The organism is Corynebacterium sp. HMSC11D10 (assembly GCF_001806995.1).
Classification (GTDB): domain Bacteria; phylum Actinomycetota; class Actinomycetes; order Mycobacteriales; family Mycobacteriaceae; genus Corynebacterium; species Corynebacterium coyleae.
Genome location: NZ_KV787060.1, coordinates 1 through 26,172 on the forward strand (window position 1 = coordinate 1; position 26,172 = coordinate 26,172).

Here is a 26,172-nt window from a genome sequence, read left to right on the forward strand (position 1 = left end):
ACTCATCCGTCAAGCATGTCGCGACTCATGACACTTGTGCGCCCGGAGGGATTCGAACCCCCAACCTTCTGATCCGTAGTCAGATGCTCTATCCGTTGAGCTACGGGCGCAATGGCGGAGATGACAGGATTTGAACCTGCGGCCCCCGTCAAGGGGGCAACTCCTTAGCAGGGAGCCCCATTCGGCCACTCTGGCACATCTCCAGCGCTGCGTACACATTACCTGTATCCGGGCGAGCAGCCAAATATCACCGAAATCCGTCCGTATACTCGGCCGCATGAAAATCCACACGTGGCTCAATTCCGGACTGGCAGCACGCGACAATTCCGGCGACACCGCGGATTACCTCGTCTGGTTCCCCGCGGCGCTAGACACGCTCGGCACTGGTCCGCTCACCGGCTCGCTGCATTTCACGCCGAAAACATCGGTGCTGCGCGACGCTCCCGCAGGCACTGTGCTGCTCGGTATCCCAGCGGGTGATCTTCAGGGCATTCTGCCTATCGACGACACCACCACCCCCGTACACCTCACCAACCCCCTCCCCCTCGAGCAGATTCAGGTCGTCGCCGGCCAGAACCGCCCGGACACCAAGCGCGCCATCGAAATCCTGCGTGACGTTCCCGGCGAGCGTCAGTTCCACACCATGCCGGAGCTCTTCCCATAAGAAGTAATTGGCGGAGACGAGGGGATTTGAACCCCTGGAGGGATAAACCTCGCCGGTTTTCAAGACCGGTGCATTCGGCCGCTCTGCCACGTCTCCTCGTCGCAAAGCAAGTGCGACGCACATACTCTACAACACGTCGCGCGTCGCTCAATCTCGGTAGCCTGGCCGCATGAAAGCGATCAGACTTATCGACGACACCAACCCCCGCTCCCTCGAACTCACCGAAGTGGACACCCCGCAACTGCAGGACGGGGAGGTACTGGTCAAGGTCACAGCGGCGGGCGTGAACCGTGGCGACATCGTGCAGGCCGAAGGTAAGTACCCGCCGCCGAAGGGCGAGTCGGAGATTATTGGCCTGGAGTGCGCCGGCGTGATCGAGGACCCGGGCACCACCGGCCGCGAAAAGGGCGAAGAGGTCGGCTGCCTGCTGGCGGGTGGCGGGTACGCCGAATACGTCGCGGTGCCGGAGGGCCAGCTCACGCCGAAGCCCGCGAACCTCACGTTGGAGGAAACCGCCGGTGTGGTGGAGGCGGCCTGCACGGTGTGGTCGAACCTGGGCATGCTCGCCGGCATCCAGGAGGGCGACAACGTACTGATCCACGGCGGCGCGGGCGGCATCGGCTCGTTTGCCATCCAACTGTGCAAGGCGCTGGGCTGCACCGTCGCCGTCACTGCGGGCAGCCAGGAGAAGCTCGACTACTGCAAGGGCCTCGGCGCGGACGTCCTTATTAACTACAAGGAGCAGGACTTCGCCGAGGAACTCAAAGCCTGGGCGGACGTGATCCTCGACGTAGTTGGTGGGCCGTACCTGGAGCAGAACATCAAGACGCTCAACACCGACGGCCGCCTCGTGGTCATCGCGGTGCAGGGCGGGCCGAAGGGCACGCTGTCGCTTGGCCGGATGATGCCGCGGCGCCTGTCGGTCCACGCCACCACCCTGCGCGCCCGGCCGCGTCCGATGAAGGCGGAGATTGTCGCCTCGACGGTGAAGAACGTCTGGCCGCTCATCGAATCGGGCCAGATCAAACCCAACATCACCGCCACGTTCCCGCTCGCCGACGCCGCCAAGGCCCACGACCACATGGATTCCGGCGACAACACCGGAAAGATCATCCTGATCGCGTAGGCTACGCCAGCGAGGCTACGCCAGCGAGGCGACTGTGCGTACCAACTGCTCGATGTCGTTCTGGGTATTAAAGGGCGACATGGCGATGGTGACGGCGCCGCCCATGTCGGCGACGCCCATGTCGTCGAGAAGCTGTGTCTGCGTCGTCTGAGCAGCGACAATACCGTGCGTGACCAAGCGATCCAGCACGGTTTCCGACGGCACGCCTCGCACACCGAACGCCAGGCGCGGGATGCGCTCCACACGCGCGTCCTCCGCTGCCTCGCCCGTCACACCAACGATGTGCACCGCAGGCAGCGTGCCCAAAAACGTATGCAGATCATCCCGCAGCCCGTTCAGGTACGCGGTGGTCTCCCCCATCGAGTACTTCAAGCGATTGCGTCTCGACGACCTCCCCGCCGCCCCCTCAACCAACGACGCATAATGCTCCACCGTGGCCGGCACACCACCAGCAAGACCCGGCGAGACCTCCAACTCGAGAGCCTCACGGTCCAAACGCTTAAACATCGCCGCGTCACGGAAAATCAGGGCCGCGATCTCCGGGCCACCAAACTGGGCCATATCCACCGCAGCGATATCGGCACCCCACGCATCCAAATCCAACGGACGATACGGGGCGTACGCCGACGCATCCACAAGCACCCACGCCCGGGACTTCTCACGCACCGCCTCCACAATGTCCGCAACGCCCACAACGTTGCCCAACTCCGGATGCGCCGCCGGCACCGACACCAAACGCGTCGACCCGTCCGCAATGTCGCGGTACTGCCACGCAGGCAGATCACCGGTGGCCAGATCGGCCTGCGCCCAAGTCGTCGATACGCCAGCGCGCTGCAAACGCCCCGACAACACCGGACGATCCACCGGATTCAGCACCATCGACGAGTTATGCCGCAACATCGGACGCATCGCCGACACCAACGCCGAATACAACGCCGGCACACTCGGCCCCAACACCACCTGGCCCGGCGTCACCCCAGCCAGATCCGCAATAGCGACCCGCGCCGCCATCGGATACTCCGCCCCCTCCGGCAAACCAACATCCGACCGCGAATGCGACCCCAACACCGGCTCCGGCGGCGGCACCGACGCAGCATTACGGAAACTGCGCGCAACCGCCCCCGCAACCTTCTCCGGCACCTGCGGCGACACATGCGCATTCAGATACGTCCAACCGCCACCCAACGACCCGTAAAGCCCACGGACCCCCCACACGTCATAAGCCACGGCCGACCTCCTTCACGCAAGAACGCCCTTAATTATGCACGTGCGTCCGACACAGCGCACACCACCAGCTCGGGGGCACGAAAGTTGTGCACTAGGGTGAACTGCGTGCATAACGTAGAACAACTGCGCGATGACGTCGCCCGGATGACCAGCGCGCCTGGCGAAAACACCCCGCCATCAACATCCAAAACGTTCCGGCGGGCATTCGACGACCTCATCCGCGGCTGGGGCCAACACGAACTCTGGCTCCAACTCGGCTGGCAAGACATCAAACAACGCTACCGACGCTCCACGCTCGGCCCCCTCTGGATCACCATCGCCACCGGCGTCATGTCGCTCGCCCTGGGCCTGCTGTACTCCATGCTGTTCCAAATCGACGTCGCCGAATTCCTCCCCCACGTCACCGTCGGCTTCATCGTCTGGGGCTTCATCTCCGGCTGCATCAAAGACGGCGCGAACGTCTTCATCGAAAACGAAGGGCTGATCAAACAGCTCCCGTCCGCCCTGTCGGTGCATATCTACCGGCTCGTGTGGCGCCAAACGCTGTTCCTCGCCCACAACATGGTCATTTGGGTGCTACTCGCCCTGATCTTCCGCATCCCCATCACCCTGAACACACTCCTGTTCATCCCGGGTATGGCCCTGCTGCTGGTCAACGGCGTGTGGGTCGCCATGTTCTTCGGCATGGTGGCCACCCGCTTCCGCGACGTCGCCCCGCTGCTCGAAGCCCTCGTCCAACTCCTCTTCTACGTCACCCCGATCGTATGGACGACGAGGACGCTGAAGGACCAGGGTGGTGTCGTCGAAAAGCGTGCAATGCTCGCTGAGATCAACCCCCTGTTCCACTACCTCGAAATCGTCAGAGCACCGCTTATCGACGACCCCGTCGCCGCCTACCACTGGCTCATCGTCATCGCCTGCACCATCGTCGGCGTACTCATCACCCTGCTGGCCATGAAACAGTGGCGCTTCCGCGTGCCGTACTGGGTCTAGGAGTTACACATGGTTTCCATCGACACCTACAACGCCTGCGTCGACTTCCCCATCTTCGACGCCAAATCCCGCTCCCTGAAAAAGGCCATGATGTCCTCGGCCGGCGGCAAAATCGGCCAGAACGCCTCCAACACCGTCGTCGTCGAAGCACTCCGCGACATCAACCTCCACCTGCGGGAAGGCGACCGCGTCGGCCTCGTCGGCCACAACGGCGCAGGTAAAACCACCCTGCTGCGACTGCTGTCCGGCATCTACGAACCAACCCGCGGCGTCGCCGACGTCCGCGGCCGCGTCGCCCCCGTCTTCGACCTCGGCGTCGGCATGGACCCCGAAATCTCCGGCTACGAAAACATCATCATCCGCGGCCTCTTCCTCGGCCAGACCCGCAAACAGATGAAAGCCAAAATGGACGACATCGCCGAATTCTCCGAACTCGGCGACTACCTCTCCATGCCCCTGCGCACCTACTCCACCGGCATGCGCGTCCGCCTGGCGTTGGGCGTGGTCACCTCCATCGAACCCGAGATCCTGCTACTCGACGAAGGCATCGGCGCCGTCGACGCCGCCTTCATGTCCAAAGCCCGCGTGAGGTTGGCCGAAATGGTCGAGCGCTCCGGCATCCTCGTGTTCGCCTCCCACTCCAACGACTTCCTGGCGCAGCTCTGCAACACCGCGCTGTGGGTGGACAAGGGCGAAATTAGGGAGGCCGGCCTGGTCGCCGACGTCGTCCGCGCCTACGAAGGCCCCGAAGCCGGCGACCACGTCGCAGAACTGGTGCAGCGCTTCCACGGGTAGGTGTCAACCATCTCCCGAAGAAAGTTCCCCGCCCGGGAACTTTCTTCGATTTCGGCCCCCAAAAGTTTCACTTTCCCCAGGACGCCGGGCGACACACCCCATAAAAGTTCCACGAATCCCATTATCGCTGGGAACTTTTTTGCATCAGGGACTCGACGAGGCCCAGGCATTCAAACATCGTCCTGGACGAGCACCTCGCGGGCGTCCATCCCGCCAAGGTCATCTTGAGGTTGATGGAAGAGTCTTTGTTGCGCTGCTTATAGTCCGAGTGGTGTTCGCCGTCGTACATAACGGCAATCTTCAGATCAGGAATGGCCAGGTCAAACGTGGTCACTGTCCTGCCGTCGACGACCAGCGGCACCTGCTCCTGCACGACGTGGCCATACCGAGCCGCGAGCACCGCAACGAGAAGGCGCATCTCGGTCTCCTTGGGGGAATCAGCAAGAGAGCTGCTGAGCCGCAAGACCTTCCTTAACCAACTGGCGTTGATTTTGTGGCGGGCAGCTGCCGTAATGTCGGCGAGTGTGATGCCCCAGAAGCGACGGACACAGTCGACGAGTTGCACCGCTCGGACTTCCTCGGCAGACAGGCCCTCTACATCGACGACATTCCAACAGTGCTCCCCGCGTTTGACCTGGATCAACGCCTGGACAACTGCCGCCACTGGGCTAGCCGTCCGAAGGCCAACGCCACGGTGGGTGACTTTCCAAATGGGGAAGGTTGCTCGGGAGTGGCGTCGGATCGTCGGTAAGCAAGGCCCTGCGAGTTGGTTGCGTCCCGAGGAGGCGAGCAGCGTGGTGTCGGCTCCTTCGACCAGGTAGGGCAAGCCATAGAGGGCGAGTGCCGAGAAGCCGGAGACGATGCTGCCGGGGCGTTCGACGGCGTGGGCGATGGCACGGGCGGCGGCGCAGCCGTGGTAGCGCACGCCGCGTGGGTGGTGACGGGCGTCGTTGTCCACCCGCCATTCTTCACGGCAGTGTTCGGTGGCGAGGTAGCGGTCGGCGCTGACTTGGTGGTAGGTGAGGTCGGGTGTGCGTTGTTTGTCGTGGATGAGGATTGCTTCGATGTCGACACTCATGCCGTTTCGTAGGTTCGTCATGGTTATTAGACGCAAGAGCGACGGTTTGGGATCCCTCGGGCACAATAAATGTATGACTGCCTTGAATCGCAACGGTACGACTGCTGCCGTGATTGTGACCCATAAGCGTGTTGACCTGCTGCGGCATTCGTTGGAGCAGGTGGTGTCGCAGACGCATCCGGTGGATTGGGTCATTGTGGTGGATAACGGTGATGAGGATGCGGTGCGTGTGCTTGTCGACGAGCTCGCCAACGACAAGGGCGTCTACCTACCAAGCAAGACCAATCTGGGCGGGGCGGGTGGCTTCGCGTATGGGTTCTTGCACGCGCTGGCGCTGGGGGCGGATGCGATTTGGTGCGCGGACGATGATGGTCGCCCGAAAGACCACACCGTCCTCGAAGAGCTCTACCGAACCGCAGAGAAGCATCAGTTGTCGGAGGTGTCGCCGGTGGTGGCGAACATCAACGACCCGGAGAAGCTGGCGTTTCCGCTGCGGCAGGGCACGACGTGGCACCGGCGTGTTGATGAGCTGCAGGGCGATTTTTTGCCGCAGTACGCCAGTCTGTTTAATGGCGCGTTGATTTCGGCGAAGGCAATGGAACGCATTGGCGTGCCGGATTACCGTCTGTTTATCAGGGGCGATGAGGTGGAGTACCACCGTCGTCTGGCGCAGTCGGGCCTGAAATATGGCACGGCGTTGACGGCGTTTTATCTGCACCCGGATGGGTCGGACGAGTTCCATCCGATTATGGGCGGGCGGGCGCACGCGCAATTCCCGGATAATGAGACGAAGCGGTATTTCACGTACCGCAACCGTGGCTACATCATCAATCAGCGCGGCATGAGGAAAATGCAGTTGCAGGAGGTTGTCCGGTTCGGGTGGTTCTTCCTGGTGGAGAAGAAGGATCCGAAGGGCTTCCTCGATTGGCTGAAGTTGCTTAGGCGGGGGGCGCGAGAGGACTTTCGCCGCCCTTAGCGCCTTTAAAGATCCAGTAGCGCTGGAGGAGGAAGTTGGTAGTCGTCGCTACGCCTTGTGCGATGACGAAGGACACGGCGTTCTTCCACGAATCTTGCAGGCCTAGCGACGACAACGGCTCGTCCGTCACCCTCCACAGCAGCATCTGCACCGCAAAGGTGGTGGCGTAGAGGATGAATACGGCGCTGGCTTTTTTGGCGTCGATTTTGGCGTTGAAGGCGAACTTGGAGTTCAGCACGTAGGCGGAGATGGTGCCGAAGACCCAGCCCACGGCCTTGGCAAGGTCGCGCTGGACGTCGAGGGCTTGGTCGAGGGTGTTGGTGATGCCGAAGTCGATGACAGCGCAGCCGATACCGATGACCAAAAACGGGATGAGCTGCTGTTTTAGGGAAGCGTTCGAGGACACGGGCGTTTACCCTACTAGGCTCGTGTGCCATGAGGAAGCATTACAAAGGTGATGACCCGGACGCGATCCACGAGGCAGCACAGCGTGTCGACGTCCCCCTGTCCGACTTCATGGTGCGCCTGATGGCCGAGGAGCTGCCGTTTGTGGACTCCAAAGGCCGCACACGTATCTATGAGATTCTTCGCGAACACGACGGACCTGTGATTTCGAGCCAAGAAGAACTGCCCGCGGAGATTCGTAGCATTATGGATCTCTAGTCCGGCGGTAGGGTTGTGGGCATGGAACTGACAACCCAATCCCTCTACGGATGGGGCCGTACCGCCCCGTCCACCGCCCAGGTCCTGTCCACCCCTGACGTGGACACGATCGCGGAGGCAGTCAAGCGGGTCGCGGATGAGAACGCGGACCTGCCCGAGCACAAGCGCCGCGGCATCATCGCCCGCGGCCTGGGCCGCTCCTATGGTGACCCCGCCCAGAATGGTGGCGGTTTGGTCGTCGATATGACGCCGCTGAACCGGATCCACTCCATCGACCCGGATTCCGGCATTGTCGACGTCGACGCCGGCGTAAGCCTCGACCAACTCATGAAGGCCGCCCTGCCGTATGGCCTGTGGGTTCCGGTGCTGCCGGGTACCCGCCAGGTCACCATCGGTGGCGCGATCGGCCCGGATATTCACGGTAAGAACCACCACTCGGCGGGTTCCTTTGGCAACCACGTGTTGTCCATGGAGCTGCTGGTGGCGGACGGCCGCGTGCTGCACCTGGAGCCGACCGGCGAGACCGCCGAGCTGTTCTGGGCCACTGTTGGCGGCATGGGCCTGACCGGCATCATCCTGCGCGCCCGGATCCAGATGACCAAGACGGAGACCGCCTACTTCATCGCAGACACCGACCGCACCAACACGCTCGACGAGACGATCGCGGTGCACTCCGACGGCTCCGAGGTGAACTACACCTACTCGTCGGCCTGGTTCGACGCGATCTCCGCACCGCCGAAGACGGGCCGCTCCACCATCTCCCGCGGCTCGCTGGCCACCTTGGATCAGTTGAAGGAGTTCGCCCCGAAGCTGGCTAAGGACCCGTTGAAGTTCAACGCCCCGCAGTTGATGACGGTGCCGGACATTTTCCCGTCCTGGACCATGAACAAGCTCTCCCTGATGGCGATCGGCGAGGCGTACTACATGATGGGCTCCCCCGCCCGGAACCAGGTGCTGAACCTGACGCAGTTTTACCAGCCGCTGGACCTCATCGGGAAGTGGAACCGCGGCTACGGCAAGGCTGGCTTCCTGCAGTACCAGTTCGTCGTCCCGACCGACGCTGTGGAGCCGTTCAAGGACATCATTTACGACATCCAGTCCTCCGGCCACTACACCGCCCTGAACGTGTTCAAGCTGTTCGGCGAAGGCAACCAGGCGCCGCTGTCCTACCCGATGAAGGGTTGGAACGTGTGCGTGGACTTCCCAATTAGAAAAGGCCTCAACGAGTTCCTCGACCGCCTGGATGACCAGGTTATGCAGTTCGGCGGCCGCCTCTACCTGGCCAAGGAATCGCGCACGAGCGCAGAGAAGTTCCACAAGATGTATCCGGAACTGCCAGGCTGGTTGAAGACCCGCCGCGACATCGACCCGACCGGCGTGTTCGCATCCGACATGTCCCGCCGTCTTGAGCTCAACTAAGGAGTACCCATGCTGAACGCAGTAGGCCAAGCCCAACACATCCTCCTCCTCGGCGGCACGAGTGAGATCGGGCTCGCGATTGTCAGCGAGCTCGTCTCCCGCGGCGGCAACCCCACCGTCACCCTGTGTGCGCGCAAGGACTCCCCGCGTATCGACGACGCCATCGCCCAAGTCCAGAACGCCGGCGCAGGCCATGTACGCCTGGTCGATTTCGACGCCCTGGATTTCGCCTCCCACCCTGCCGTGATCGATGCGGCGTTTGAGGACGGCGAGGTCGACGTCGCTGTCGTCGCCTTCGGCACGCTCGGCGACCAGGAGCAGCTCTGGCAGGACCAGGCTGCCGCCGTCGCTTCGGCGCAGACCAACTTCACCGCCCCGATGTCGGTCGGTGTGCTGTTGGGCCAGGAGATGAAGCGTCAGGGCCGCGGCAACATCATCGCCCTGTCGTCGGTGGCGGGCCAGCGCGTGCGCCGTTCCAACTTTGTCTACGGCGCATCCAAGGCCGGCATCGACGGCTTCTACCTGCAGCTCGGTGAAGCTTTGAAGGACAGCGGCGTGAAGGTCACCGTGGTCCGCCCGGGCCAGGTGCGCACCAAGATGACCGATGGTCTCGACGAGGCCCCGCTGACCGTGAACAAGGAAGACGTCGCCGAGGCTGCCGTGGAGGCTGCCCTGGCCGGCAAGCCATCGGTGTTCGTGCACAAGCTCTTCGGCCCGATCTCCCTGGTGCTGAAGGCGATTCCGGCGCCGATCATGAGCAAGCTCAACTTCTAGCGCCAAAATAGTTCCCAGCCGGGGAACTTTCTTCAACAACGACCTGCAAAAGATTCACTCCCTGCAGGTCGTTTTCGTCTTGGTGGAAGATAGTTCACACCCCGGGAACTATTTTCTAGTCCTTCGCACGGCCCATGCCGAGCAGCACCTGCTCGCGCAGCCGGCCGGTCCCCACCACCGCCAGGACACAACCAACCAGCGCAACCGCAACAAGCGCAGCGAACAGCGCCACCTTGTCCAGCACGTTGACGTAAACCATGACCATGATGGTGCCCATCAGGCCACCCATGCCGAATCCCAGCAGGGCCACCACGAGCATGGGAATCCCAACTTCGCGCACGGCCACCTTGGTGTGGAACGCGGCGGGCGCTCCGATGAAGTAGAGCGATTTGGTCAGTTGCTTCTGCTCCACCACGGAAAGTGCCTGGGTGAGCAGGGTGGATGACACCAACAAGACTGCCGCGAAGACAGCGGTGATGACCACGCCGGAGGGGATATCCCCTGTGATCATCTTCAGGGCGGGCTGGTCGTCGATCTCCGGCACCGCGGAGATCCAGGCGCCGACGCCGCCGATGAATGCCACGAAGTACAGGGCGGTCACTCGCTTCCAGGTGGTTTTCGCGCCCCGGCCGACCCGACGCGTGGCCACGTAGTTCGCGGCCCCGGGGACTCGGTAGCTCAGGCGTGCGAGGAGTTGGATCACGCCGACGGCGATCAGTGCATTAAACATAAGGATGCCGCCTGCGACCACCAGCAAGGCGCCGAACTCCAACGCGTCTGCCTGCGGAGCGATAGTCAGCGAGCTTAGGTAGCGATACAGCACCACCGCACCAACCACTGACAACACCAGCGTGATCATGTTTTGTCCCTTCGGCGGGATTTTCTTGGTGACGCCGAGTGGGGTGACGGCGACTCGTCGCAAAGCAAGCCACACGGAGCAGGCGGCCAGCACGAGTACGACGATCCAAGCGATGGGGATGACCCACCAGGTGAGCATCTCCCAGGCGCCGACGCGCTTTTCCTGGAACGTCAGCAAACTCCACGCCGGGCACGTGACTATGTACAGCACCGACCCGAGCACCAACCCAACCAGGGCCTGGCGCAGCGACTCCAGAATCATCATTCCGCGCACCTCGCCGGCGGTCGCGCCGATGAGGCGAAGCACCGCCAGGTGCTCCTCGCGCCCGCCGAGGTTCGCCCGCGCGGCTTGGGTGAGCAGCCCCAACAGGCTTGGCACGAGCAGCACGCAAGCGAATAGCGCGAGGAAGATATACGCAATGGAAATGGGCCCGCCCATCGACTCTGCGATTTCCACGAGCGCCTCGTGCGGGTGCAGGTCGCGGGCGAGGAACATCCAGGTGCCGCCCATGAGCGTGCACAGCATCCAGGTCGCCACCGTCACCGCGACCAGCGACAGCGCGCGGACCCAGCGTTCGCCGATCTGCCGTTGCGAGCGCCCTTCGCTTGTCTGCGACACCGCCGAGCGCATCAACGTCACTGCACTCATCGCGCCACCTCCGAGTGGATCAGGCCGTCGCGGATTTCGACGCGGCGGCTGCACCAGTCGGCGATCTTCGGGTCGTGCGTGACCAGCACGAGGGTGACGCCGAACTTCTGCGCGATTGCCACGATCTGCTGCATGACCTCGTGCCCGGTGGCTTGGTCCAACGCCGCCGTCGGTTCGTCGGCAAACACCACCGATGGCGGCCCGGCCAAGGCTCGGGCGATGGCCACGCGCTGCACCTGACCACCGGAGAGTTGCCCCGGGTACCGATCCACAAAGGCCCCCAAACCCAGTCGGGTGAGCATGTCCACAGCCTCCTTGTGCGCCTCCGCACGCGGCACCCCGCGCATGATCTGTGGCAGGGCGACGTTTTCGGTGGCGGTCAGTTCCGGCAGCAGCTGGCCGTCTTGGAAGATGAAGCCAAAGTTTTCCAGGCGCAGGCGAGACCTTTCGGCGTCGCTCATTGCGGCCACATCGCGGCCGTCGAAAAGCACCTGGCCGTCGTCGGGTACGAGCACGCCGGACATGCAGTGCAGCAGGGTCGATTTGCCGGAGCCAGAGGGTCCCATGATCGCGACGGATTCGCCGCCGTCAACTGTCAGGCTGATGCCTTCGAGGACCCGTTGTTGGGTGAAGGACTTCGTGATGTCGTTGAGTTCAAGCATGGTTTCTATTCCACAGATGGTCGTCGATAAGCACTATGGCCCTGGCTCCCGAATATGGGTAGTGCTAGCTCTACCTGGCTACGCTCGGGGCCATGCGGCGACATAAACACGAGGAGCGCGCGGCCGCCAAAATCCACCAGTTGACGGTTTCGCGGCGCAGGATCGCGGAGGCGTACGAGGTGGAGCGGCTGCGCATCGAGCGAGACCTGCACGACGGCGCGCAGCAATACTTTGTGGCTGCCGCGATGAAGTTGGGCGAGGCAAGGTTGGACATTGCATCGCAGCTTCTCGACGACGCCGCCCGCGACCTCCACAACGGCCTCGACGCACTCAGGAGAACCGTGCGCGGTATCCACCCGCGGGAGCTGTCGGACCACGGGTTGGTTGCCGCGATCGAGACCGCAGCCGCACAACACGGCCCGCATGTCACGGTCCGAGCCCCGCACGAGCTGCCGCGTATCGACGCCTCCGTCACCGCCGCCGCCTACTTCTTCACCACCGAAGCCTTAACCAACGCCGCGAAGCACGCGCCACATGCACCGGTGAGTGTGCTGGTGACCTGCGACCACACGTTGAATGTTTCCGTCACCGACCAGGGCGGCGGCAACGCACGCATCACACCCGGCGGTGGGTTGGATGGCATGCGAGAACGCATCGCGGCGTTCGGCGGTGAGATGGAGCTGCACTCGCCGGACGGTGGGCCGACCACCGTCACCGCACGTATTCCGTTGCTGTTGTTCCGAGGAGAAAGTGGGATTGCGCCATGAGGATTGTCATTGCGGACGACTCTGCGCTGCTGCGGGAGGGTGTTGCAGGGTTGCTCACCCGGCGCGGCCACGAGGTTGTGGCGCAGGTGGAAAGGGCGGATGGGTTGCTGGGGGTCGTCGATACGCATGAGCCCGACTTGGTGATCACGGACGTGCGCATGCCGCCGAACATGCGTGACGACGGCCTCCAAGCCGCCCTGGAACTGCGCAAACGCGGCCCAGTGAATGTGCTGGTGCTGTCGCAATACGTCGCGCCTGCTTATGCCCGTGAGTTGTTTGCGGACGGCGACGGCGGCACCGGCTACCTGCTCAAGGACCGCGTCGCTGAGGTGAAGGACTTCATCCAGGCCTGCGAAACCGTGGCAGGCGGCGGCGTGGTCATCGACCCGGACGTGGCGGGCGCACTCATGGCGGCGAGCTCACGCTGGTTAACCACGCTCACCCCTCGCGAGGTGGAGGTGCTCGAACTTATGGCAGAAGGCCTGTCCAACAGTGAGATCGCGGGCAAGCTCTACCTCTCCGGCGCGGCGGTGGCGAAGCACGTGTCCAGCATTTTCTCCAAACTGGGGCTCACTCCGGACGAGGACAATAGGCGCGTGCGGGCAATCCTGATGTACCTGGCGGAACGTGGCGTGGGGTGAGTGTCGGCAGCGTATGCGACACTATTACGCATGACTACCGCTTATCATCCCGACGAGCTGTCACCGGGGCAGGCAGCCGTCCGTACCGTCGCGGCGGGGCTCGCAGGCGGCATTCTCTCGCTTGCTGCGTGGTTTGTGCTGCACCAGATCTCGCTGCCGGCGTTCAATACCTCCATGGTGACCAGGTCGTTGGCCACCGGTGTGTCGTTCGTCCTGTTGGGCATCGCCGCTGTGCTGGCGGTGCTGTGGACGCGCGGGAAGCAGCACTGGATTATTTCTGCGGTGATGGCGTTGGTGCCGGCGGGGTTGGTCGTCGCAACGCTTGGCATTCCGCTGTCTGCCACCAAGCTGTATCTCGACGGCATCCAGGTTGACCAGGGGTTTAGGACGCAGTTCCTGTCCCGCATGACTGAAAACCTAGGCCACGCGGACATGGCGTACAAGGACCTGCCCACCTTCTACCCGATGGGCTGGTTCTGGGTTGGCGGGCGCGTGGCCAACGTGCTGGGTATGGACGGTTGGGAGGTGTACCAGCCGTACGCGATTGCCACCCTGGCTGCGGGCGCGGCGATGCTGACGCCGATCTGGCGCAGGCTCGTCGGTTCCCTGCCGGTTGCTACCGCGATTGCCGTGGTGACCACCGCGATTGTGCTGACGGAAGTCCCAGAGGAGCCCTACGCGGCAATCGTGGCAATGTTCCTCCCAGCGGCTGCGGTGTGGGCCCACAGGGCGCTGAGTGGCTCGTGGGCAGCCACCGCCGCGTTGACGATCTACCTGGGCATTTCCGCGTCGTTCTACACGCTGTTCACCGCCATTGGCGCGCTGACGGTCGTGGTGATCGCGGTGGTGATGTTCTTCACCGGCGAGCGCACCTTGACCCCGCTGAAGCACCTGTTCATCGTCGGGTTCGCCTCCATGGCCATCGCTGCGATCTCGTGGGGTCCGTACATCTGGCGTGTAGTCACCGGTGACGAGGCGCTGAAATCTACCGCGAACCACTTCCTGCCCATCGAGGGCACCTACTTTGCCCTGCCGTTCCTGTCGTTGTCCCTGGTAGGCCTGCTGTGCCTGTTCGGCCTCATTGGACTTATCGTGCGGTTCCGCGACCCGGAGATCGCCTCCCTGGGCGCGGCGATTGGCGTGAGCTACGTGTGGGCGCTCGCCTCCATGGCGATCACCCTCCTGGGCACCTCCCTGCTGGGCTTCCGCCTCGAGGTGCTGGTTGTGTTGCTGTTTGCCACCCTCGGCGTGATTGCGGTAGCGAACTTCCGCTTGACCTGGTTGGAGCGGCAGGTGAAGAACAAGGCCGCCTTGAACGTGGTGGCGATTGTTCTGGTGGCGGTGGCGTCGCTGCAGATGGTGCAGCACATTGCGGTGAAGAACGAGGCGTACATCGACCAGGCCTACGCCGATACCGACGGCTACGGCGAGCGCGCGGACCGCTTCCCGCCGGATGCGGGCCAGTACTACAACGAGATCGCCGACTACATCGAAGAGCACGGCCACATGAAGAACGAGGCCGTGATCTACACCGACGAGATCAACTTCATGGCCTTCCAGCCATTCTTCGGCTTCAACGCGTTTACCAGCCACTACGCTAACCCGCTCGGCGAGTTCGAGCAGCGCAACGGTGAGCTGGAGTCGTGGTCGCAGATTTCTTACGACGACCCGAAGAAGTTCACGGAGGCCGTGGACAACAGTCAGTGGGAGCCGCCGACTGCCTTCATTTTCCGCGGCAGTGAGGATTCTGACTTTAAGACCCACATCGCCCACGACATTTACCCAAGCCAGCCGAACGTGCGTTACCAGGGGTTGTTCTTCAACCCGGAGGCGTTTGACAAGGCGAATTGGGACGTGAAGTTCATCGGACCGTTTGCTGTCGCGGTGAGGAAGTAAGGTGACCGGAGTGAAAACTGGATCTACTCGTCTTATTGCGACCGTTTCTGGTCTCATCGCGTTTGTGCTTTTGCTGCTCACCCCGTTTTTGCCGGTGAAGCAGACGGAGGCGAGCGTGTCGTGGCCGCAGAACGACACGGTTGGTTCGATCAACGCACCGCTGATTTCGTTGGCCCCGCAGGACCTTGAGGTCACGGTGCCGGCCAACAGCGTCGGCGAACTGCGTGAGGGCCAGAGTCTGATCTTCGGTACGTTGCCGGAGTCGTCGAATAAGGCGACGGACCGTGGCCTGTTCATCACCGCTCCCGACGGCGGCCTGGTGGTGACTTCCCTCAACGACGTCCTTTTCGAGCTCACCCCAGCCGAAGTCCGCAACCTCCCCGACGATGCGAAGCTGCACGTCAGCGTGACGCACGAGGAGACCACGGTTGAGATCCCGGGCACGTCCCACTCGGAGACCAGCGAGGATGATTACCGCCCGCAGGTCACGGGTATGTACACGGAGTTGGAAAATAAGCAGTCGCTTATCGACGACGGCCTGTCCGCCCATATGAACATCAACTCCCGCTTCACGTCCTCCCCGACGCTGATCAAGAGCATTGCGATGTGGGGCGGCCTGCTGAGCGCCCTGGTCAGTTTGTGGGCGTTGAGGAAGTTGGATGGTCCGGCGCGCTATCGTCGTCGTCAAGCAAAGGGCTTGAAGCCTCTCGACGGCGTCGTGGCCGGTGTCCTTGGCTTTTGGCACATCTTCGGCGCGAACACATCCGACGATGGGTTCCTGCTGACCATGGCGCGCGTGGCCGCGAACACGGACTACATGGCCAACTACTACCGCTGGTACGGCGTGCCGGAAGCCCCGTTCGGCTCCCCGTTCTACGACGTGTTGTCGTTGCTGTCGGAGGTGACCACTGCGTCGATGTGGATGCGCCTACCGGCCCTGTTCGCAGCGCTGGGCACCTGGTGGCTGCTCTCGCGCGAGATTCTGCCGAAGTTGGGCCCGGAGATCGCCGGGCGCAGGGTCGCCCACTGGACGGCCGCGTTTGTGTTCCTGGCGTTCTGGTTGCCGTACAACAACGGCACTCGCCCCGAGCCGATCATTGCGGTTGGCCTGGTGGGTACGTGGGCGCTGTTCGAGCGCGCTATTGCCACGGACCGTCTTACTCCGGCAGCGTGGGGCACTGTGACCGCCGCGTTTACTCTGGCGTGTGGCCCGACCGGCCTCGCAGCCGTTGGCGTGTTCCTGATTTCTCTGCCGGCGGTGCTGCGCATGATCGGTTCGCGCCCGCAGCCCCGAATTTCTTACGTCGCGCCGTTTATGGGCGCGGGCCTGGCCGTGATGGTGCCGGTGTTCCACGACCAAACCCTGGCCACCGTGCTGGAGGCGACGAAGGTGCGCTCCGAGGTCGGCCCGGCGTTGAGCTGGTTTGAGGAGTGGACCCGTTACGCAACGCTTCTCGAGCAGACCGTCGACGGCTCCATGTCGCGCCGCTTCCCCATGTTCGTGCTGCTGCTGTGCACCGGCCTGATCCTGTGGGCGCTGGCGAAGGGCGACAAGACCACCGGCACGACCAAGCGCATGATGCTGATCCTTGGCATGGCGACGTTCTTCCTGCTGTTCACCCCGACGAAGTGGACGCACCACTTCGGCATCTACGCGGGCCTCGGCGGCGCGATTGCGGCTGTGGGTGCGGTGGTGCTCTCCCGGATTGCGATGAAGTCGGACCGCAACCGCACGTTCGCTATGGCTGCGGTGCTGTTCCTCATGGCGTTTACCCTGGCGGGTTGGAACGCGTGGTGGTATGTGTCCTCGTTCGCGGTGCCGTGGTGGGACCGCACTGTGCAGTTCAAGGCCATCGAGGCCAACACTGTGGTGCTGGCGATCGCCCTGGTGGTGTTCGCAATTGGTGTGGTGCAGTCGATGCGCGGCCCGCGCGCGATCAGCACCCGTTGGTCGGGCGTGATGGCTGCGCCGATCGCCGTGTTTGCGATCCTCATGGTGACGTTCTCGTGCCTGACGTTTGTGAAGTCGTTCGTCTCCCAGGCCCCGGCGTATTCGGTGGGTATGGGCAACGTGAAGTCGTTCAAGGGCGACGTGTGTGCCCTCGGCGGCGACGTGCTTCTGGAGGACGACACGAACGAGTCCTTCCTCACCCCCGTCGGCGGCGTTCCGCTGGGCAAGTCCCTGGATGCGGGCAAGAACATCGGCTTCACTCCGGACGGCGTGCCGGCGTTCATCGCTTCGGAGACGGCCGATACTTCGGACCGCACGCTGAGCGACACACAGTCTGACGACGACACCGCCGACGTCGATCCCGCTTCCGACGAAGCCCAGTCCACCTCTCGTGTGAACACCCAGGGCAACCGTCCGAAGTCGATGCGCGGCGTGAACGGCTCGACCGTGCGCCTGCCGTTCGGCCTGGACTACAACCGCATTCCGGTTGCCGGCACCTTCGATGATGAGCCGAAGCAGTCCGCGTCGCTGGAGACCACGTGGTACGAGTTGCCGCAGCTTAGCGACGACCGCCCTCTCCTGGTCACCTCCGTCGCCGGCCGCATCGCCCACCACGACATCAACGGCGTGGAGCAGGAAGGCACCGAGCTGAAGCTGGAGTACGGCACCAACAAGGACGGTGTGGTGCGCAAGCTCGGCGAGGTAGAGATGCTGGACCAGGGCCCAACCCCGCTGTGGCGTAACCTGCGCTTCCCGCTGGCGGACCTGCCGGAGGAGGCGAACGTGGTGCGTCTCGTCGGCGAGGACACCTCCCTTGCGGAGAAGGACTGGCTGGCGGTCACGCCACTGCGCAACCCGAAGCTGATCCCACTGTCTGAGCGTTTCGATTCCGACACCCCGGGCCTGCTCGACTGGACCGTCGCGTTCCAATACCCCTGCCAGCGCCCGTTCTTCCACGCCAACGGTGTCACCGAGATTCCGGAGTTCCGCGTCATGCCGGACGGCCCGGGCAAGCAGCAGCTCTCTGGCTTCATGGACTTCCTCGGCGGCGGCGCGCTCGCCCCTGCGGAAGCCGTGAACACCTCGTACGAGATCCCGGGCTACCTCAAGGACGATTGGCAGCGCGACTGGGGTTCGGTGGCGCAGTACGAGCCGCGCCGCAACTCCGTCGGCGACGTTCCCGAGTTGGCACACGTGGACACCGAGGTGACCACGCGTTCCGGCCTGTACACCCCCGGACCGATGAAGGTGCGAAACCCTGACGAGCAGGGTTAGGATGCACATGTCATGAAACTCAGAAATGTTCTCGCAGCCTGCGTCGCTGCCCTCAGCGCCATCGCCACCGCAACCACCACTGCGGAAGCACAGCCCTTCAAGCAGCAGGGGTGCTCCGCGCATTACCTGGTTGCGGTGCCGGGCGGAGCGAACACGGCTGAGGGGATCCCCGACTACGTGCCGCACGGTGGCAACGTGTTCATGACGGGCATCCTGACCAAGCTCGGCACCGCCGGCGAGATCGATCCAGTCTGGGTTTCGTACCGCTCCACCCCGTTCGCGGCTACCCCGTACAAGCAGGCGTCCGCCACTGGCTACAACAAGGCGCGTGCAACTGTCACCCGCCTAGCCAATGCGTGCCCGGACGCCCGCTTCTCCTTCACCGGTTACTCCCTCGGCGCCGACATCGCCGCCCGCTTGACCAGCGATATTGCGCACGGTCGCGGCCCGATCGCGCCGGAGAAGGTCTCGGGTGTGGCACTGTTTGCCAACCCGTACCAGGGCGACAACGGTGCGGTGCTGTCCCACGGCACCTCCCCGCACGCACGCGGTTCCCTCGGCCCGCTCCCGGAGGGCTACGGCGAGCTCGGCCCCCGCGTGCTAGAGATCTGCAATGCCGGTGACCTGGTGTGCAACATGAATGAGGCGCACCGTGGTCTTGTCTCCCCGGCGATGCGCACCAACGTGGCGGCAGGCCAGATCCCGTTCGGGGAGTTCAACAACCTCTTCCGCTCCCTTGGGCTGGGTACGTTCACCGTGTTCCACGACATCCGCCTGCACGGCAGCTACACCCTCGACCAGCAGCGGGAAGCTTCAAACTGGATTATTGAGCAATCTTTGGCCCCGATCCAGGTGCCAATTCCGTAGCATGGTGGCATGCATGACCTCTTTGAAGTAGTAAACGGCGAATGGGTCGCCAACCACGAAATCCCCGCTGACCGCGGCATTGACGGCGCGTTTTACGCCCTGCGCGATAAGGCGGAGGAAGATGTCCACGCCATTCTTGCGGACGGCAACGCCCTCTACACCTCCTTTATGGACGTGGATGCGGTCAACGCTGCAGGCATCGACGCCCTCAACGCCGACTTGGAGTTGATTGAGGTGGCGAGCGTTGAGGAGTTCGTCGAAAAGTTAGGGCTCTTGGAGCGCACAGGCATTGGCGCACCGCTGACCTACTGGGTGGAGAAGGACTCGCAGGGTGAGGATTCCGTCCCCTACCTCGTGCAGTCGGGGCTTGGGCTTCCCGACGAGGCCTACTACCGCGAGAAGGAACACGCACAAACGCTTGCGAAGTATGAGCAGCACGTCGCACGGATGCTTGAGTTCCTCGACCCGAAGTATCTGCTGGGTCTGAGCCCGGGCATCGCAGCGCAGCGCATTATCAATGTGGAGAAGGCGCTGGCGGATTCGCACTGGGATGTGGTGAAGTCGCGCGACGCGATCGCCACCTACAACCCGGCCGAACTCTCCGACATGCCGCCGCTGGTGCAGAAGATGCTTCGCGCCTCCGGCCTCCCCGACGGCCGCGTCATCGACATGATGCCCTCCTACACCGCGGATCTGGATGCAATGCTGCGCCGCGAAACGCTCGCCGACTGGCAGCTGTGGGCTGCGTGGAACATCCTGCGTTCCCGCGCCGGCGTGCTCAGCGAGGAGATCGGAAAAGCAAACTTCGAGTTCTACGGCAAGAAGCTTTCCGGCGCGACCCAGCAGCGCGACCGCTGGAAGCGCGGCGTGGCCCTCGCAGAATCTCTCATCGGCGAGGACATCGGACGCGAATACGTCAAGCGCCACTTCCCGCCGGAGTCCAAGGAACAGATGCTGGAATTGGTGCAGTACCTTATCGACGCCTACCGCACCCGCATCGCCGACCTCCCCTGGATGAGCGAAGAAACCAAGAAGAAGGCCGCGGAGAAGCTTTCCCAGTTCAACTCTAAGATCGGCTACCCCGACAAGTGGCGCAGCTACGAAGGCCTGGAGTTCACGGACAACCTTGTCGAGAACGTGCGCCGCGGTGCCGCGTTTGAGCACGACTACCAGCTGGGCAAGATCGGCAAGCCATCCGACCGCGACGAGTGGGTGTCCAGCCCGCAGACCGTCAACGCGTTCTACAACCCGGTAGTCAACGACATCACCTTCCCGGCCGCGATCCTGCAGCCGCCGTTCTTCGACCCGGACGCAGACGCCGCCCAGAACTTCGGCGCGATCGGCGCGGTGATCGGCCACGAGATCGGCCACGGTTTCGACGACCAGGGCTCGCGTTACGACGGCCAGGGCAACCTCAACTCCTGGTGGACCGAACAGGACCGCACCAACTTCGAGGAACTCACCTCCAAACTGGTCGATCAGTTCAACGGCCTCGTCCCGTCCGTCCTCGAGGGCACCGACACCTCCGGAGTGAAGGGCGAGTTCACCCTCGGCGAGAACATCGGTGACCTTGGCGGACTCGGCATCGCCGTCGTGGCGTACAAGAAATACCTCGCCGACAAGGGCCTCGAAGAAACCCGCGAAGGCTTCCAGAACCTGTTCTACGCGTGGGCTCGCGTGTGGCGTTCCAAGGCCCGTCCGGAGATGGCGGCACAGCTGCTGGCCATTGACCCGCACGCCCCGAACGAGTTCCGCTGCAACGTCATCGCCGCGAACATCGACGAGTTTTACGACGCCTTCGACGTGGAGAAGGGCTCCAAGATGTGGATCGAGCCCGAGGACAGGGTGACGATTTGGTAGAGGAATACCCGCTCAACGAACAGGGCGACCCGAACTTCAACGTCGGGGGCGTTAAGCGCGACCTGCCGCCGGAACTGCAGTTGGAGCAGCTCGCCTCCTACATCGAGGCGACCTACGAGGACGGCCCGAACTACCTGGCACTCCTTCCGGACCGGATCACGCACGCCGCCATGCTCATGCTTGGCAGTGCGGTGGATCATGCGATGCCGGCGACGAAGTGGTCGGGTGGGGTGGTCGTCGACAAGCATGAGCTCGGTGCCGTATTCACACCGAGCAAGCCGACCGGCGCGTGGGCAGTCTCCGTGTGGGACGGGCCCACGAACGCCAAGGAAATGCTGTGGCGCCCCGACGTGGCCGCTGCTGCTGAACTGTCCGGCACGACGATTCTCGACGTCGACCGTGCCGAAGACGCCCAACAGGCCGTCGACCAACTGCCCGGCCCCGTCACCGCATGGGTGCTTGGGGATACCCCAGCCCCCACCGCCGACGACTACATCTTCACCTTCCCCACCACCAACCGGGAAGGATTTGTGCAGGTCCCGGCCGGGTCAGGGCTCGAGGGCACCGAGTATTACGCCAAGGGGTTTATTTCCACACCGGCAGAAATCCGCCGTCGAGTGCAGGATGTAGCGGAGTATCTCCGTCGTTGACCTGGTTGATACCCACGTTGGTATCCACCGTGTTTTCGTAGGCGGTGCCGTACGTCAGTGCGGCCACCGCCCACGTTTCCTTGCCAATCTCACCCCACGACACCGAGCCCGTCGCGCTCTCCCGGTCGTCTGACCAACCCATCTTCGAGCCCTTCACCCGCTTCAGGCGTGCCGTGCCAAAACCTTGGATGAACCCGTCGGACGCCACCGCGGACTGCTTCTCCATACCCGCGAACAGGGGTTTTGCCGCCGGATCCCACACAATCGACGCGATAAACGTGGCCAGATCCCGCGCCGAAGTTTGCGACTTCCCCCACGACACACCCCGTGCCGTCTGCTTCAAGTCAAAGTCCTCGGCAATCTGATCGATCGCCTCCGGATACTTCGCATCCAACGTGCTGGCAATCCCGTCATCAGAGGAGGCAATCATCTCCTCCACCTGCTTCTTCTCAGCCTTCGTGCCGTTGTACAGCACGTAGTAGCCCAGATAGAGCTTCGCCAGCGACAGCGCTGGCCGGGCCTCCTCCGCCTTCGGCGAAATGGACACACGTCCGTCCGGATGCACCACAGCAAGACCCGTCCGGTCCCTGTTGTACGACGGGTCCACGTGGTAGGCACTCAGCGGGAAACTCAACGACGCCACCAGCAGCGCCGCCCCTACACGTTTCACAGCACAGAGTCCGCTTCGCTGATCTCCTCGAACGTCGGCACGTCAACCTCGACGATGAAGCACTGCGCACCGTTCGGGTCCGCAATGCCCGCCATCGGCCCAAACGCGCCCTCGCCAGGCCCGACGAGCACCGTGCCGCCGTGCGCCTCCACCGCCTTGCAGGCTGCTTCGAGGTCTTCCACACCGAAGTAACTCACCCACGACGCCGCCTCGCCGACGTACATACCCAAGAACGGCGCACCGTCCTCAAACGCCAGGAAGTAACCGTCTTCCTCGCGGATCTCCCAGTCGAACAGGTCGCCGTAGAAATCGATGGTGGCCTGGTCCGTGGTCACCAACTCGTACCACACCGGCACCCCCGGCTCACCGGCCGCGACGAAGCGTTCCTCCGGATCCATCAGGCCGAACAGGCCGCCGGATGGGTCTTCACACAGCGTCAACTCATCGTCGGCGCTCAGGACACGGCCGCCGAGCTTTTCCACCTCGCCGCCGCCCATAAACGACGTCACCCAGCCATCAGCCTTACCCGACACCAGACCCGCCACCGGCAACCCATCCTTGCGAGCAGTGCCGTCAACGATCTCCCAACCGAACACGTTGCTGTAAAAGTGCGTGGACTTCAGCACATTCGTGGTCATCAGGTCCTGCCAAAACGGCATGCCGTCCTTGCCTTCGAATGCAGGCATTACATGTTCCTCCACTTCTCCGGATCGAAATCGTCGTTGGCGGTGCGCTCATCGAAGTAATCGTCACCGTCCGAGTCCGCCATCACTGTTGCGGAGGCGTCGCCGATCGAGACGGTGTCTTCGTCGTAAAGCAAATGCCCCCGCGAGGTGACCACATCACCGTTGACCAGCACCTCTCCCCCAGCAATCGCTTCCTTCGCGTGACCACCGGATTCCACCAGGTTGGCCAGTTTCAAGAACTGCCCGAGCTTGATTGATTCGCCCGAAATCGACACGTCCATATGCATGTAGGGCAGTCTAGCGGTCTGCCTGGTCGACCGGCATGATGCTCATCGTGTCGATGTTCACCCGCTTCGGCAGGCTCGCCACCCACCGCACCGCCTCCGCAATGTCCTCTGCAGTCAGGTTGACGTTGCCCTCATAGACCTTCCGCGCACGTTCCTCGTCGCCGCCGAACCTGTTGAGCGCGAAGTCCGTCTCCACCCGGCCCGGGTCAAGCTCACACACGCGGATGTTGTTTTCCGCCTCCTCCCTGCGCATCGCCCTGGTCATGCCGCGCAGACCGTACTTCGCCGCGTTGTAGCCGGACCCGCCCTTGTACGCGTCCGTGCCCGCGACCGATCCAATGTTGACCACCAGCCCCTCCGATGCCTTGAGCTGCGGATACAACGCCCTGGTGACCCGCATCGTCCCCATCACATTGGTCTCGAGCATCCACTCCCAGTCCGCGTCATCCGCATCCCGCAGGTAGTCGGTTTCCTTCGCACCGCCCGCGTTGTTGACCAGCAGGTCCACGCGCTCCAGCTCGTTGAGTTTTGCCACGCTGGCCGGGTCCGTCACGTCCAGGTGGATTGCAACGCCGCCGATGTCGTCGGCAATCGCCTGGCACTTCTCCAGACGCCGAGCCGCCACGATGACCTTCCAGCCGTCGGCGGCAAGGGCCCGACACGTCGCCTCGCCGATACCCGCGGAACCACCTGTAACTACTGCAACCTTTTGTTCGCTCATGTGCCGAAGTGTAGGCCCTCCCACAGCATCCATGTGGCCAGAAGGATAAAGATGATGCCCGTGACCACGTCGATCCACCTGCCGTAACGCTCAATCTTGGACGCCATCGCACGGACTGCCAGTGCGAACCCGACGAACCAGATGATGCCCGTGACAACCAGCAGCGGCACCGCCCACCAACCCACGTGCGCGAACTGGGCGAAGATCGCTCCGAAGAACAGGACGGCCTTCGGGTTGGACAGGTTCGTCGCCACACCGGTGAGGAACGGTCTGCTCACCTGCTGCGCTTCCGGCAACTCCGGGTCGCTCGCCCGAATCGCGCCTATGCCCATCCACAACAAGTAGGCGCCACCGACGATCTGCAGCACCGACAGGATCTCCGGGAACGCTTGAATCAACGCACTCAGACCCGCCAGCGACGCGACGATCCACACCGTGTTGCCCAGCATGATGCCGAGCGCGCACAGGATGCCATCCCGTCGATTCTTCGCGCCAACCCGGATGATCTGAAACAGGTCCGGACCTGGGCTGACGATTGCCGCGAACCAGACTCCAAGCAGTGCGATCATCACTTCTCCATCTGTCGCATAGTGATGTTGAGTCTTCCTTCTAGCAGCGTCGACGTCCCCTTCTTTGCCCCCAGCACGCCGTGTCTCGCGCGGCGGGCTGGGCCACCGAACACGAGGGCATCCCCGGACATCAGGAGAATATCGTGCCCCTCGATGCGGAACACACAGTCCTGACCGAACGACAGGCTGACCACCGCGTTCTCAGATGCCTCTTCTGCATCCACATGCATGCCCATTCCTTTGCCCGGCGGGTAGAAATTCACTAACGCCGTTTCCACACGTGGAGTCTCACCAGCCCGCGGGTCGATCTCACGTGCCCGATCCATCACCTCCCCTGCGATCCGCTGGAAATTCTCCGGCACCGGCGGTACCGGGTATCCATCAACTTCTTGCAGCATGCGGTACGGGTTCGTCGCCCAGAACCACCCGAGCGACAGCATCCACGCTTCCATCTGCCCTTTGCCTACCCGTGGTTGGCGCATTGCCACCGGCGTGCCGGCAACCGACCTCGCTAATTCGCGCGCTTGTTCGATAATTTCCCGCTGCTCATCAGAGGTGAAAAACGCAGGTAGATGCACCACCCCAGGCATGACGCGGTTGGGTTTGCGTGGGATCACGGTGGCGTCGAAAAGCAATTGCTCCACCTTGCGTGTCGCGGTCGTTTTATATGATTTTCACACAATAACCCAAAGTGTTCGAATAGGCAACCGTATTACTTTTTATTTCTGCTGGTTAATCCCCTGACGCTCGTTCGTGTGTTCGATATTGCTATTGACGACCCTGCAAAGGGGGCCATGACCACGGCAATCGAACCGATGTTTCGCAACCAACGCACTAACGACCCGCACGCAAGCGGCGCCCAAGCGATCCGCGACATCTACTGGGGAATGTTCCGCATGTACACGTACGAAGGACACGTTGAAGACGACTTTTACATGATCTACCTCGACTGTCACTTTCTTGACGTAGCCGCGGCTTGCGGATTGGCAGAATGCGGACTGCACAGGCTTCGTGGCTGTAGTGGTCGTCTTCTTCGTGACTTCTAGCTGACGCCAAGAGCCTTTTTCCAGACAGCGAAAGTACTCCGCCGAAACAATTAGCTCAGTTCAGGAGAGCTATAAGTTCCGCCCTAGAGCTACAGTCCATTTTTTTCAGAAGAGAAGACACTATTTTCTTTATATAGGATTCAGAATAAAATAACTCTTTTGCTATTTGTCTATTGCTGTTTCCTCGGCGCAACAATTCCATGACAGCTTCCTCATTATCGGTTAATGAAGCGTGTGCCATTCGTTCGACAAACCGTCCCCACGGGGATTGAGCTACCAGCCGTTTCACGCATTGGGGTGAGAGACTGGTCCCTCCGTTAAGCGCATCTCTGAGTGCCTGAATAATTACCTGCGGAGGTTGTCCTTTAATGACGTACCCGGACGCCCCACGCGCAAGAGAAG

28 protein-coding genes and 3 tRNA genes are annotated in these 26,172 nt (G+C 62.7%); 16 read left to right on the forward strand and 15 right to left on the reverse strand.

Annotation, left to right across the window (positions count from 1 at the left end; all coding sequences use genetic code 11):
* Positions 1-37: 37 nt before the first annotated feature.
* Positions 38-110, reverse strand: a tRNA-Arg gene (locus tag HMPREF3120_RS07705).
* A 2-nt stretch (positions 111-112) separates the two neighbouring features.
* A tRNA-Ser gene (locus HMPREF3120_RS07710) sits at positions 113-203 on the reverse strand.
* A 74-nt stretch (positions 204-277) separates the two neighbouring features.
* On the opposite strand from HMPREF3120_RS07710, the gene HMPREF3120_RS07715 reads away from it, so the two are divergent.
* A complete protein-coding gene (locus HMPREF3120_RS07715; protein WP_070451889.1) occupies positions 278-664 on the forward strand; it encodes a hypothetical protein in 387 nt (128 codons plus the stop codon).
* 8 nt (positions 665-672) lie between these two features.
* Here the strand turns inward: HMPREF3120_RS07715 and HMPREF3120_RS07720 are convergent.
* Positions 673-760, reverse strand: a tRNA-Ser gene (locus HMPREF3120_RS07720).
* Between the two features lie 73 nt (positions 761-833).
* On the opposite strand from HMPREF3120_RS07720, the gene HMPREF3120_RS07725 reads away from it, so the two are divergent.
* On the forward strand, positions 834-1,790 hold the full coding sequence (locus HMPREF3120_RS07725) for an NAD(P)H-quinone oxidoreductase (protein WP_070451891.1): 957 nt from the start codon (positions 834-836) through the stop codon (positions 1,788-1,790).
* A gap of 15 nt (positions 1,791-1,805) precedes the next feature.
* On the opposite strand, the gene HMPREF3120_RS07730 is transcribed toward HMPREF3120_RS07725, so the two are convergent.
* Positions 1,806-3,017 (reverse strand): aminotransferase class V-fold PLP-dependent enzyme, encoded by a 1,212-nt coding sequence (locus tag HMPREF3120_RS07730; RefSeq protein ID WP_070451893.1) that lies wholly within the window; start codon positions 3,015-3,017, stop codon positions 1,806-1,808.
* Positions 3,018-3,161: 144 nt separating this feature from the next.
* On the opposite strand from HMPREF3120_RS07730, the gene HMPREF3120_RS07735 reads away from it, so the two are divergent.
* Together HMPREF3120_RS07735 and HMPREF3120_RS07740 are read left to right on the forward strand one after the other, a co-directional pair.
* Positions 3,162-4,010, forward strand: coding sequence for a galactan export ABC transporter permease subunit Wzm/RfbD (locus HMPREF3120_RS07735; protein ID WP_070422009.1), 849 nt, complete (start codon positions 3,162-3,164; stop codon positions 4,008-4,010).
* A 9-nt stretch (positions 4,011-4,019) separates the two neighbouring features.
* Positions 4,020-4,805 carry a galactan export ABC transporter ATP-binding subunit Wzt/RfbE gene (locus HMPREF3120_RS07740; RefSeq protein ID WP_070422008.1) on the forward strand — a complete coding sequence of 262 codons (786 nt, stop codon included), beginning with the start codon at positions 4,020-4,022 and terminating at the stop codon, positions 4,803-4,805.
* Between the two features lie 121 nt (positions 4,806-4,926).
* On the opposite strand, the gene HMPREF3120_RS11980 is transcribed toward HMPREF3120_RS07740, so the two are convergent.
* A complete protein-coding gene (locus tag HMPREF3120_RS11980; RefSeq protein WP_070422007.1) occupies positions 4,927-5,883 on the reverse strand; it encodes a hypothetical protein in 957 nt (318 codons plus the stop codon).
* Between the two features lie 73 nt (positions 5,884-5,956).
* Here HMPREF3120_RS11980 and HMPREF3120_RS07755 point away from each other — a divergent pair, with 73 nt between their 5' ends.
* Positions 5,957-6,859, forward strand: coding sequence for a galactofuranosyltransferase GlfT1 (locus HMPREF3120_RS07755; RefSeq protein WP_070451903.1), 903 nt, complete (start codon positions 5,957-5,959; stop codon positions 6,857-6,859).
* On the opposite strand, the gene HMPREF3120_RS07760 is transcribed toward HMPREF3120_RS07755, so the two are convergent.
* Positions 6,822-7,265, reverse strand: a complete 444-nt coding sequence (locus tag HMPREF3120_RS07760) for a GtrA family protein (protein WP_070451906.1) — start codon at positions 7,263-7,265, stop codon at positions 6,822-6,824. The two genes, HMPREF3120_RS07755 and HMPREF3120_RS07760, sit on opposite strands and share 38 nt — an antisense overlap.
* A 29-nt stretch (positions 7,266-7,294) precedes the next feature.
* Between HMPREF3120_RS07760 and HMPREF3120_RS07765 the strand changes: the two genes are divergently transcribed.
* Genes HMPREF3120_RS07765 through HMPREF3120_RS07775 form a run of 3 tightly spaced genes read left to right on the forward strand, consistent with a single transcriptional unit; the run spans position 7,295 to position 9,715 of the window.
* Entirely contained in the window at positions 7,295-7,522 is a 228-nt protein-coding gene (locus HMPREF3120_RS07765) for a hypothetical protein (RefSeq protein WP_070422004.1), read from the forward strand.
* Between the two features lie 21 nt (positions 7,523-7,543).
* Positions 7,544-8,941: a decaprenylphosphoryl-beta-D-ribose oxidase gene (locus HMPREF3120_RS07770; RefSeq protein WP_070451909.1), complete on the forward strand. Its 1,398-nt coding sequence runs from the start codon at positions 7,544-7,546 to the stop codon at positions 8,939-8,941.
* Positions 8,942-8,950: 9 nt separating this feature from the next.
* Complete coding sequence (locus tag HMPREF3120_RS07775; RefSeq protein WP_070451912.1) at positions 8,951-9,715, forward strand: decaprenylphospho-beta-D-erythro-pentofuranosid-2-ulose 2-reductase; 765 nt, start codon at positions 8,951-8,953, stop codon at positions 9,713-9,715.
* Positions 9,716-9,830: 115 nt separating this feature from the next.
* Here the strand turns inward: HMPREF3120_RS07775 and HMPREF3120_RS07780 are convergent, their stop codons facing one another.
* Both HMPREF3120_RS07780 and HMPREF3120_RS07785 read right to left on the reverse strand, forming a co-directional pair.
* Positions 9,831-11,222, reverse strand: a complete 1,392-nt coding sequence (locus HMPREF3120_RS07780) for an FtsX-like permease family protein (RefSeq protein WP_070451916.1) — start codon at positions 11,220-11,222, stop codon at positions 9,831-9,833.
* Positions 11,219-11,884 carry an ABC transporter ATP-binding protein gene (locus HMPREF3120_RS07785; protein ID WP_070451919.1) on the reverse strand — a complete coding sequence of 222 codons (666 nt, stop codon included), beginning with the start codon at positions 11,882-11,884 and terminating at the stop codon, positions 11,219-11,221. Before HMPREF3120_RS07785 ends, HMPREF3120_RS07780 begins: the two co-directional genes overlap by 4 nt.
* 92 nt (positions 11,885-11,976) lie before the next feature.
* On the opposite strand from HMPREF3120_RS07785, the gene HMPREF3120_RS07790 reads away from it, so the two are divergent.
* From HMPREF3120_RS07790 to HMPREF3120_RS07820, 7 genes are read left to right on the forward strand one after another with little or no spacing between them, the layout of a single operon-like run.
* Complete coding sequence (locus HMPREF3120_RS07790; RefSeq protein ID WP_070451922.1) at positions 11,977-12,651, forward strand: sensor histidine kinase; 675 nt, start codon at positions 11,977-11,979, stop codon at positions 12,649-12,651.
* The gene (locus HMPREF3120_RS07795; RefSeq protein WP_070451925.1) at positions 12,648-13,292 is read left to right on the forward strand and encodes a response regulator transcription factor; all 645 of its coding nucleotides are present in this window, start codon (positions 12,648-12,650) and stop codon (positions 13,290-13,292) included. The genes HMPREF3120_RS07790 and HMPREF3120_RS07795 overlap by 4 nt, the downstream gene beginning before the upstream one ends.
* Positions 13,293-13,322: 30 nt before the next feature.
* Positions 13,323-15,188, forward strand: a complete 1,866-nt coding sequence (locus HMPREF3120_RS07800; RefSeq protein ID WP_070451928.1) for a galactan 5-O-arabinofuranosyltransferase — start codon at positions 13,323-13,325, stop codon at positions 15,186-15,188.
* A 10-nt stretch (positions 15,189-15,198) separates the two neighbouring features.
* Positions 15,199-18,414 (forward strand): arabinosyltransferase domain-containing protein, encoded by a 3,216-nt coding sequence (locus HMPREF3120_RS07805; RefSeq protein ID WP_246815446.1) that lies wholly within the window; start codon positions 15,199-15,201, stop codon positions 18,412-18,414.
* Positions 18,415-18,426: 12 nt separating this feature from the next.
* Entirely contained in the window at positions 18,427-19,281 is an 855-nt protein-coding gene (locus tag HMPREF3120_RS07810; RefSeq protein ID WP_070451934.1) for a cutinase family protein, read from the forward strand.
* A gap of 9 nt (positions 19,282-19,290) precedes the next feature.
* Positions 19,291-21,141, forward strand: coding sequence for a M13 family metallopeptidase (locus HMPREF3120_RS07815; protein WP_070451937.1), 1,851 nt, complete (start codon positions 19,291-19,293; stop codon positions 21,139-21,141).
* Positions 21,105-21,791 carry a hypothetical protein gene (locus HMPREF3120_RS07820; RefSeq protein WP_168156419.1) on the forward strand — a complete coding sequence of 229 codons (687 nt, stop codon included), beginning with the start codon at positions 21,105-21,107 and terminating at the stop codon, positions 21,789-21,791. The genes HMPREF3120_RS07815 and HMPREF3120_RS07820 overlap by 37 nt, the downstream gene beginning before the upstream one ends.
* Here the strand turns inward: HMPREF3120_RS07820 and HMPREF3120_RS07825 are convergent.
* From HMPREF3120_RS07825 to HMPREF3120_RS07850, 6 genes are read right to left on the reverse strand one after another with little or no spacing between them, the layout of a single operon-like run.
* Positions 21,727-22,461, reverse strand: coding sequence for a hypothetical protein (locus HMPREF3120_RS07825; RefSeq protein WP_070451943.1), 735 nt, complete (start codon positions 22,459-22,461; stop codon positions 21,727-21,729). The genes HMPREF3120_RS07820 and HMPREF3120_RS07825 overlap by 65 nt on opposite strands.
* The gene (locus tag HMPREF3120_RS07830) at positions 22,458-23,147 is read right to left on the reverse strand and encodes a VOC family protein (protein WP_070451945.1); all 690 of its coding nucleotides are present in this window, start codon (positions 23,145-23,147) and stop codon (positions 22,458-22,460) included. The genes HMPREF3120_RS07825 and HMPREF3120_RS07830 overlap by 4 nt, the downstream gene beginning before the upstream one ends.
* Entirely contained in the window at positions 23,147-23,434 is a 288-nt protein-coding gene (locus tag HMPREF3120_RS07835; protein ID WP_070451948.1) for an RNA-binding S4 domain-containing protein, read from the reverse strand. Before HMPREF3120_RS07835 ends, HMPREF3120_RS07830 begins: the two co-directional genes overlap by 1 nt.
* A gap of 10 nt (positions 23,435-23,444) precedes the next feature.
* The gene (locus HMPREF3120_RS07840) at positions 23,445-24,155 is read right to left on the reverse strand and encodes an SDR family oxidoreductase (RefSeq protein ID WP_070451952.1); all 711 of its coding nucleotides are present in this window, start codon (positions 24,153-24,155) and stop codon (positions 23,445-23,447) included.
* On the reverse strand, positions 24,152-24,724 hold the full coding sequence (locus HMPREF3120_RS07845) for a LysE family translocator (RefSeq protein WP_070421988.1): 573 nt from the start codon (positions 24,722-24,724) through the stop codon (positions 24,152-24,154). The genes HMPREF3120_RS07840 and HMPREF3120_RS07845 overlap by 4 nt, the downstream gene beginning before the upstream one ends.
* Positions 24,724-25,359, reverse strand: a complete 636-nt coding sequence (locus tag HMPREF3120_RS07850) for an alpha-ketoglutarate-dependent dioxygenase AlkB (RefSeq protein ID WP_141739401.1) — start codon at positions 25,357-25,359, stop codon at positions 24,724-24,726. The genes HMPREF3120_RS07845 and HMPREF3120_RS07850 overlap by 1 nt, the downstream gene beginning before the upstream one ends.
* Positions 25,360-25,479: 120 nt before the next feature.
* Between HMPREF3120_RS07850 and HMPREF3120_RS07855 the strand changes: the two genes are divergently transcribed.
* On the forward strand, positions 25,480-25,770 hold the full coding sequence (locus HMPREF3120_RS07855; protein WP_141739402.1) for a hypothetical protein: 291 nt from the start codon (positions 25,480-25,482) through the stop codon (positions 25,768-25,770).
* 55 nt (positions 25,771-25,825) lie between these two features.
* On the opposite strand, the gene HMPREF3120_RS12280 is transcribed toward HMPREF3120_RS07855, so the two are convergent.
* On the reverse strand, positions 25,826-26,172 hold a 347-nt coding region (locus tag HMPREF3120_RS12280; protein ID WP_210384505.1), incomplete at its 5' end, for a LuxR C-terminal-related transcriptional regulator.

Excerpts from the sequence above, each read along its gene's own strand:
- HMPREF3120_RS07715 (WP_070451889.1), top strand. The coding sequence starts at position 278 with ATGAAAATCCACACGTGGCTCAATTCCGGACTGGCAGCACGCGACAAT.
- HMPREF3120_RS07725 (WP_070451891.1), top strand. The coding sequence starts at position 834 with ATGAAAGCGATCAGACTTATCGACGACACCAACCCCCGCTCCCTCGAA.
- HMPREF3120_RS07735 (WP_070422009.1), top strand. The coding sequence starts at position 3,162 with ATGACCAGCGCGCCTGGCGAAAACACCCCGCCATCAACATCCAAAACG.
- HMPREF3120_RS07740 (WP_070422008.1), top strand. The coding sequence starts at position 4,020 with ATGGTTTCCATCGACACCTACAACGCCTGCGTCGACTTCCCCATCTTC.
- HMPREF3120_RS11980 (WP_070422007.1), bottom strand. The coding sequence starts at position 5,883 with ATGAGTGTCGACATCGAAGCAATCCTCATCCACGACAAACAACGCACA.
- HMPREF3120_RS07755 (WP_070451903.1), top strand. The coding sequence starts at position 5,957 with ATGACTGCCTTGAATCGCAACGGTACGACTGCTGCCGTGATTGTGACC.
- HMPREF3120_RS07765 (WP_070422004.1), top strand. The coding sequence starts at position 7,295 with ATGAGGAAGCATTACAAAGGTGATGACCCGGACGCGATCCACGAGGCA.
- HMPREF3120_RS07770 (WP_070451909.1), top strand. The coding sequence starts at position 7,544 with ATGGAACTGACAACCCAATCCCTCTACGGATGGGGCCGTACCGCCCCG.
- HMPREF3120_RS07775 (WP_070451912.1), top strand. The coding sequence starts at position 8,951 with ATGCTGAACGCAGTAGGCCAAGCCCAACACATCCTCCTCCTCGGCGGC.
- HMPREF3120_RS07780 (WP_070451916.1), bottom strand. The coding sequence starts at position 11,222 with ATGAGTGCAGTGACGTTGATGCGCTCGGCGGTGTCGCAGACAAGCGAA.
- HMPREF3120_RS07785 (WP_070451919.1), bottom strand. The coding sequence starts at position 11,884 with ATGCTTGAACTCAACGACATCACGAAGTCCTTCACCCAACAACGGGTC.
- HMPREF3120_RS07790 (WP_070451922.1), top strand. The coding sequence starts at position 11,977 with ATGCGGCGACATAAACACGAGGAGCGCGCGGCCGCCAAAATCCACCAG.
- HMPREF3120_RS07795 (WP_070451925.1), top strand. The coding sequence starts at position 12,648 with ATGAGGATTGTCATTGCGGACGACTCTGCGCTGCTGCGGGAGGGTGTT.
- HMPREF3120_RS07800 (WP_070451928.1), top strand. The coding sequence starts at position 13,323 with ATGACTACCGCTTATCATCCCGACGAGCTGTCACCGGGGCAGGCAGCC.
- HMPREF3120_RS07810 (WP_070451934.1), top strand. The coding sequence starts at position 18,427 with ATGAAACTCAGAAATGTTCTCGCAGCCTGCGTCGCTGCCCTCAGCGCC.
- HMPREF3120_RS07815 (WP_070451937.1), top strand. The coding sequence starts at position 19,291 with ATGCATGACCTCTTTGAAGTAGTAAACGGCGAATGGGTCGCCAACCAC.
- HMPREF3120_RS07830 (WP_070451945.1), bottom strand. The coding sequence starts at position 23,147 with ATGCCTGCATTCGAAGGCAAGGACGGCATGCCGTTTTGGCAGGACCTG.
- HMPREF3120_RS07835 (WP_070451948.1), bottom strand. The coding sequence starts at position 23,434 with ATGCATATGGACGTGTCGATTTCGGGCGAATCAATCAAGCTCGGGCAG.
- HMPREF3120_RS07840 (WP_070451952.1), bottom strand. The coding sequence starts at position 24,155 with ATGAGCGAACAAAAGGTTGCAGTAGTTACAGGTGGTTCCGCGGGTATC.
- HMPREF3120_RS07845 (WP_070421988.1), bottom strand. The coding sequence starts at position 24,724 with ATGATCGCACTGCTTGGAGTCTGGTTCGCGGCAATCGTCAGCCCAGGT.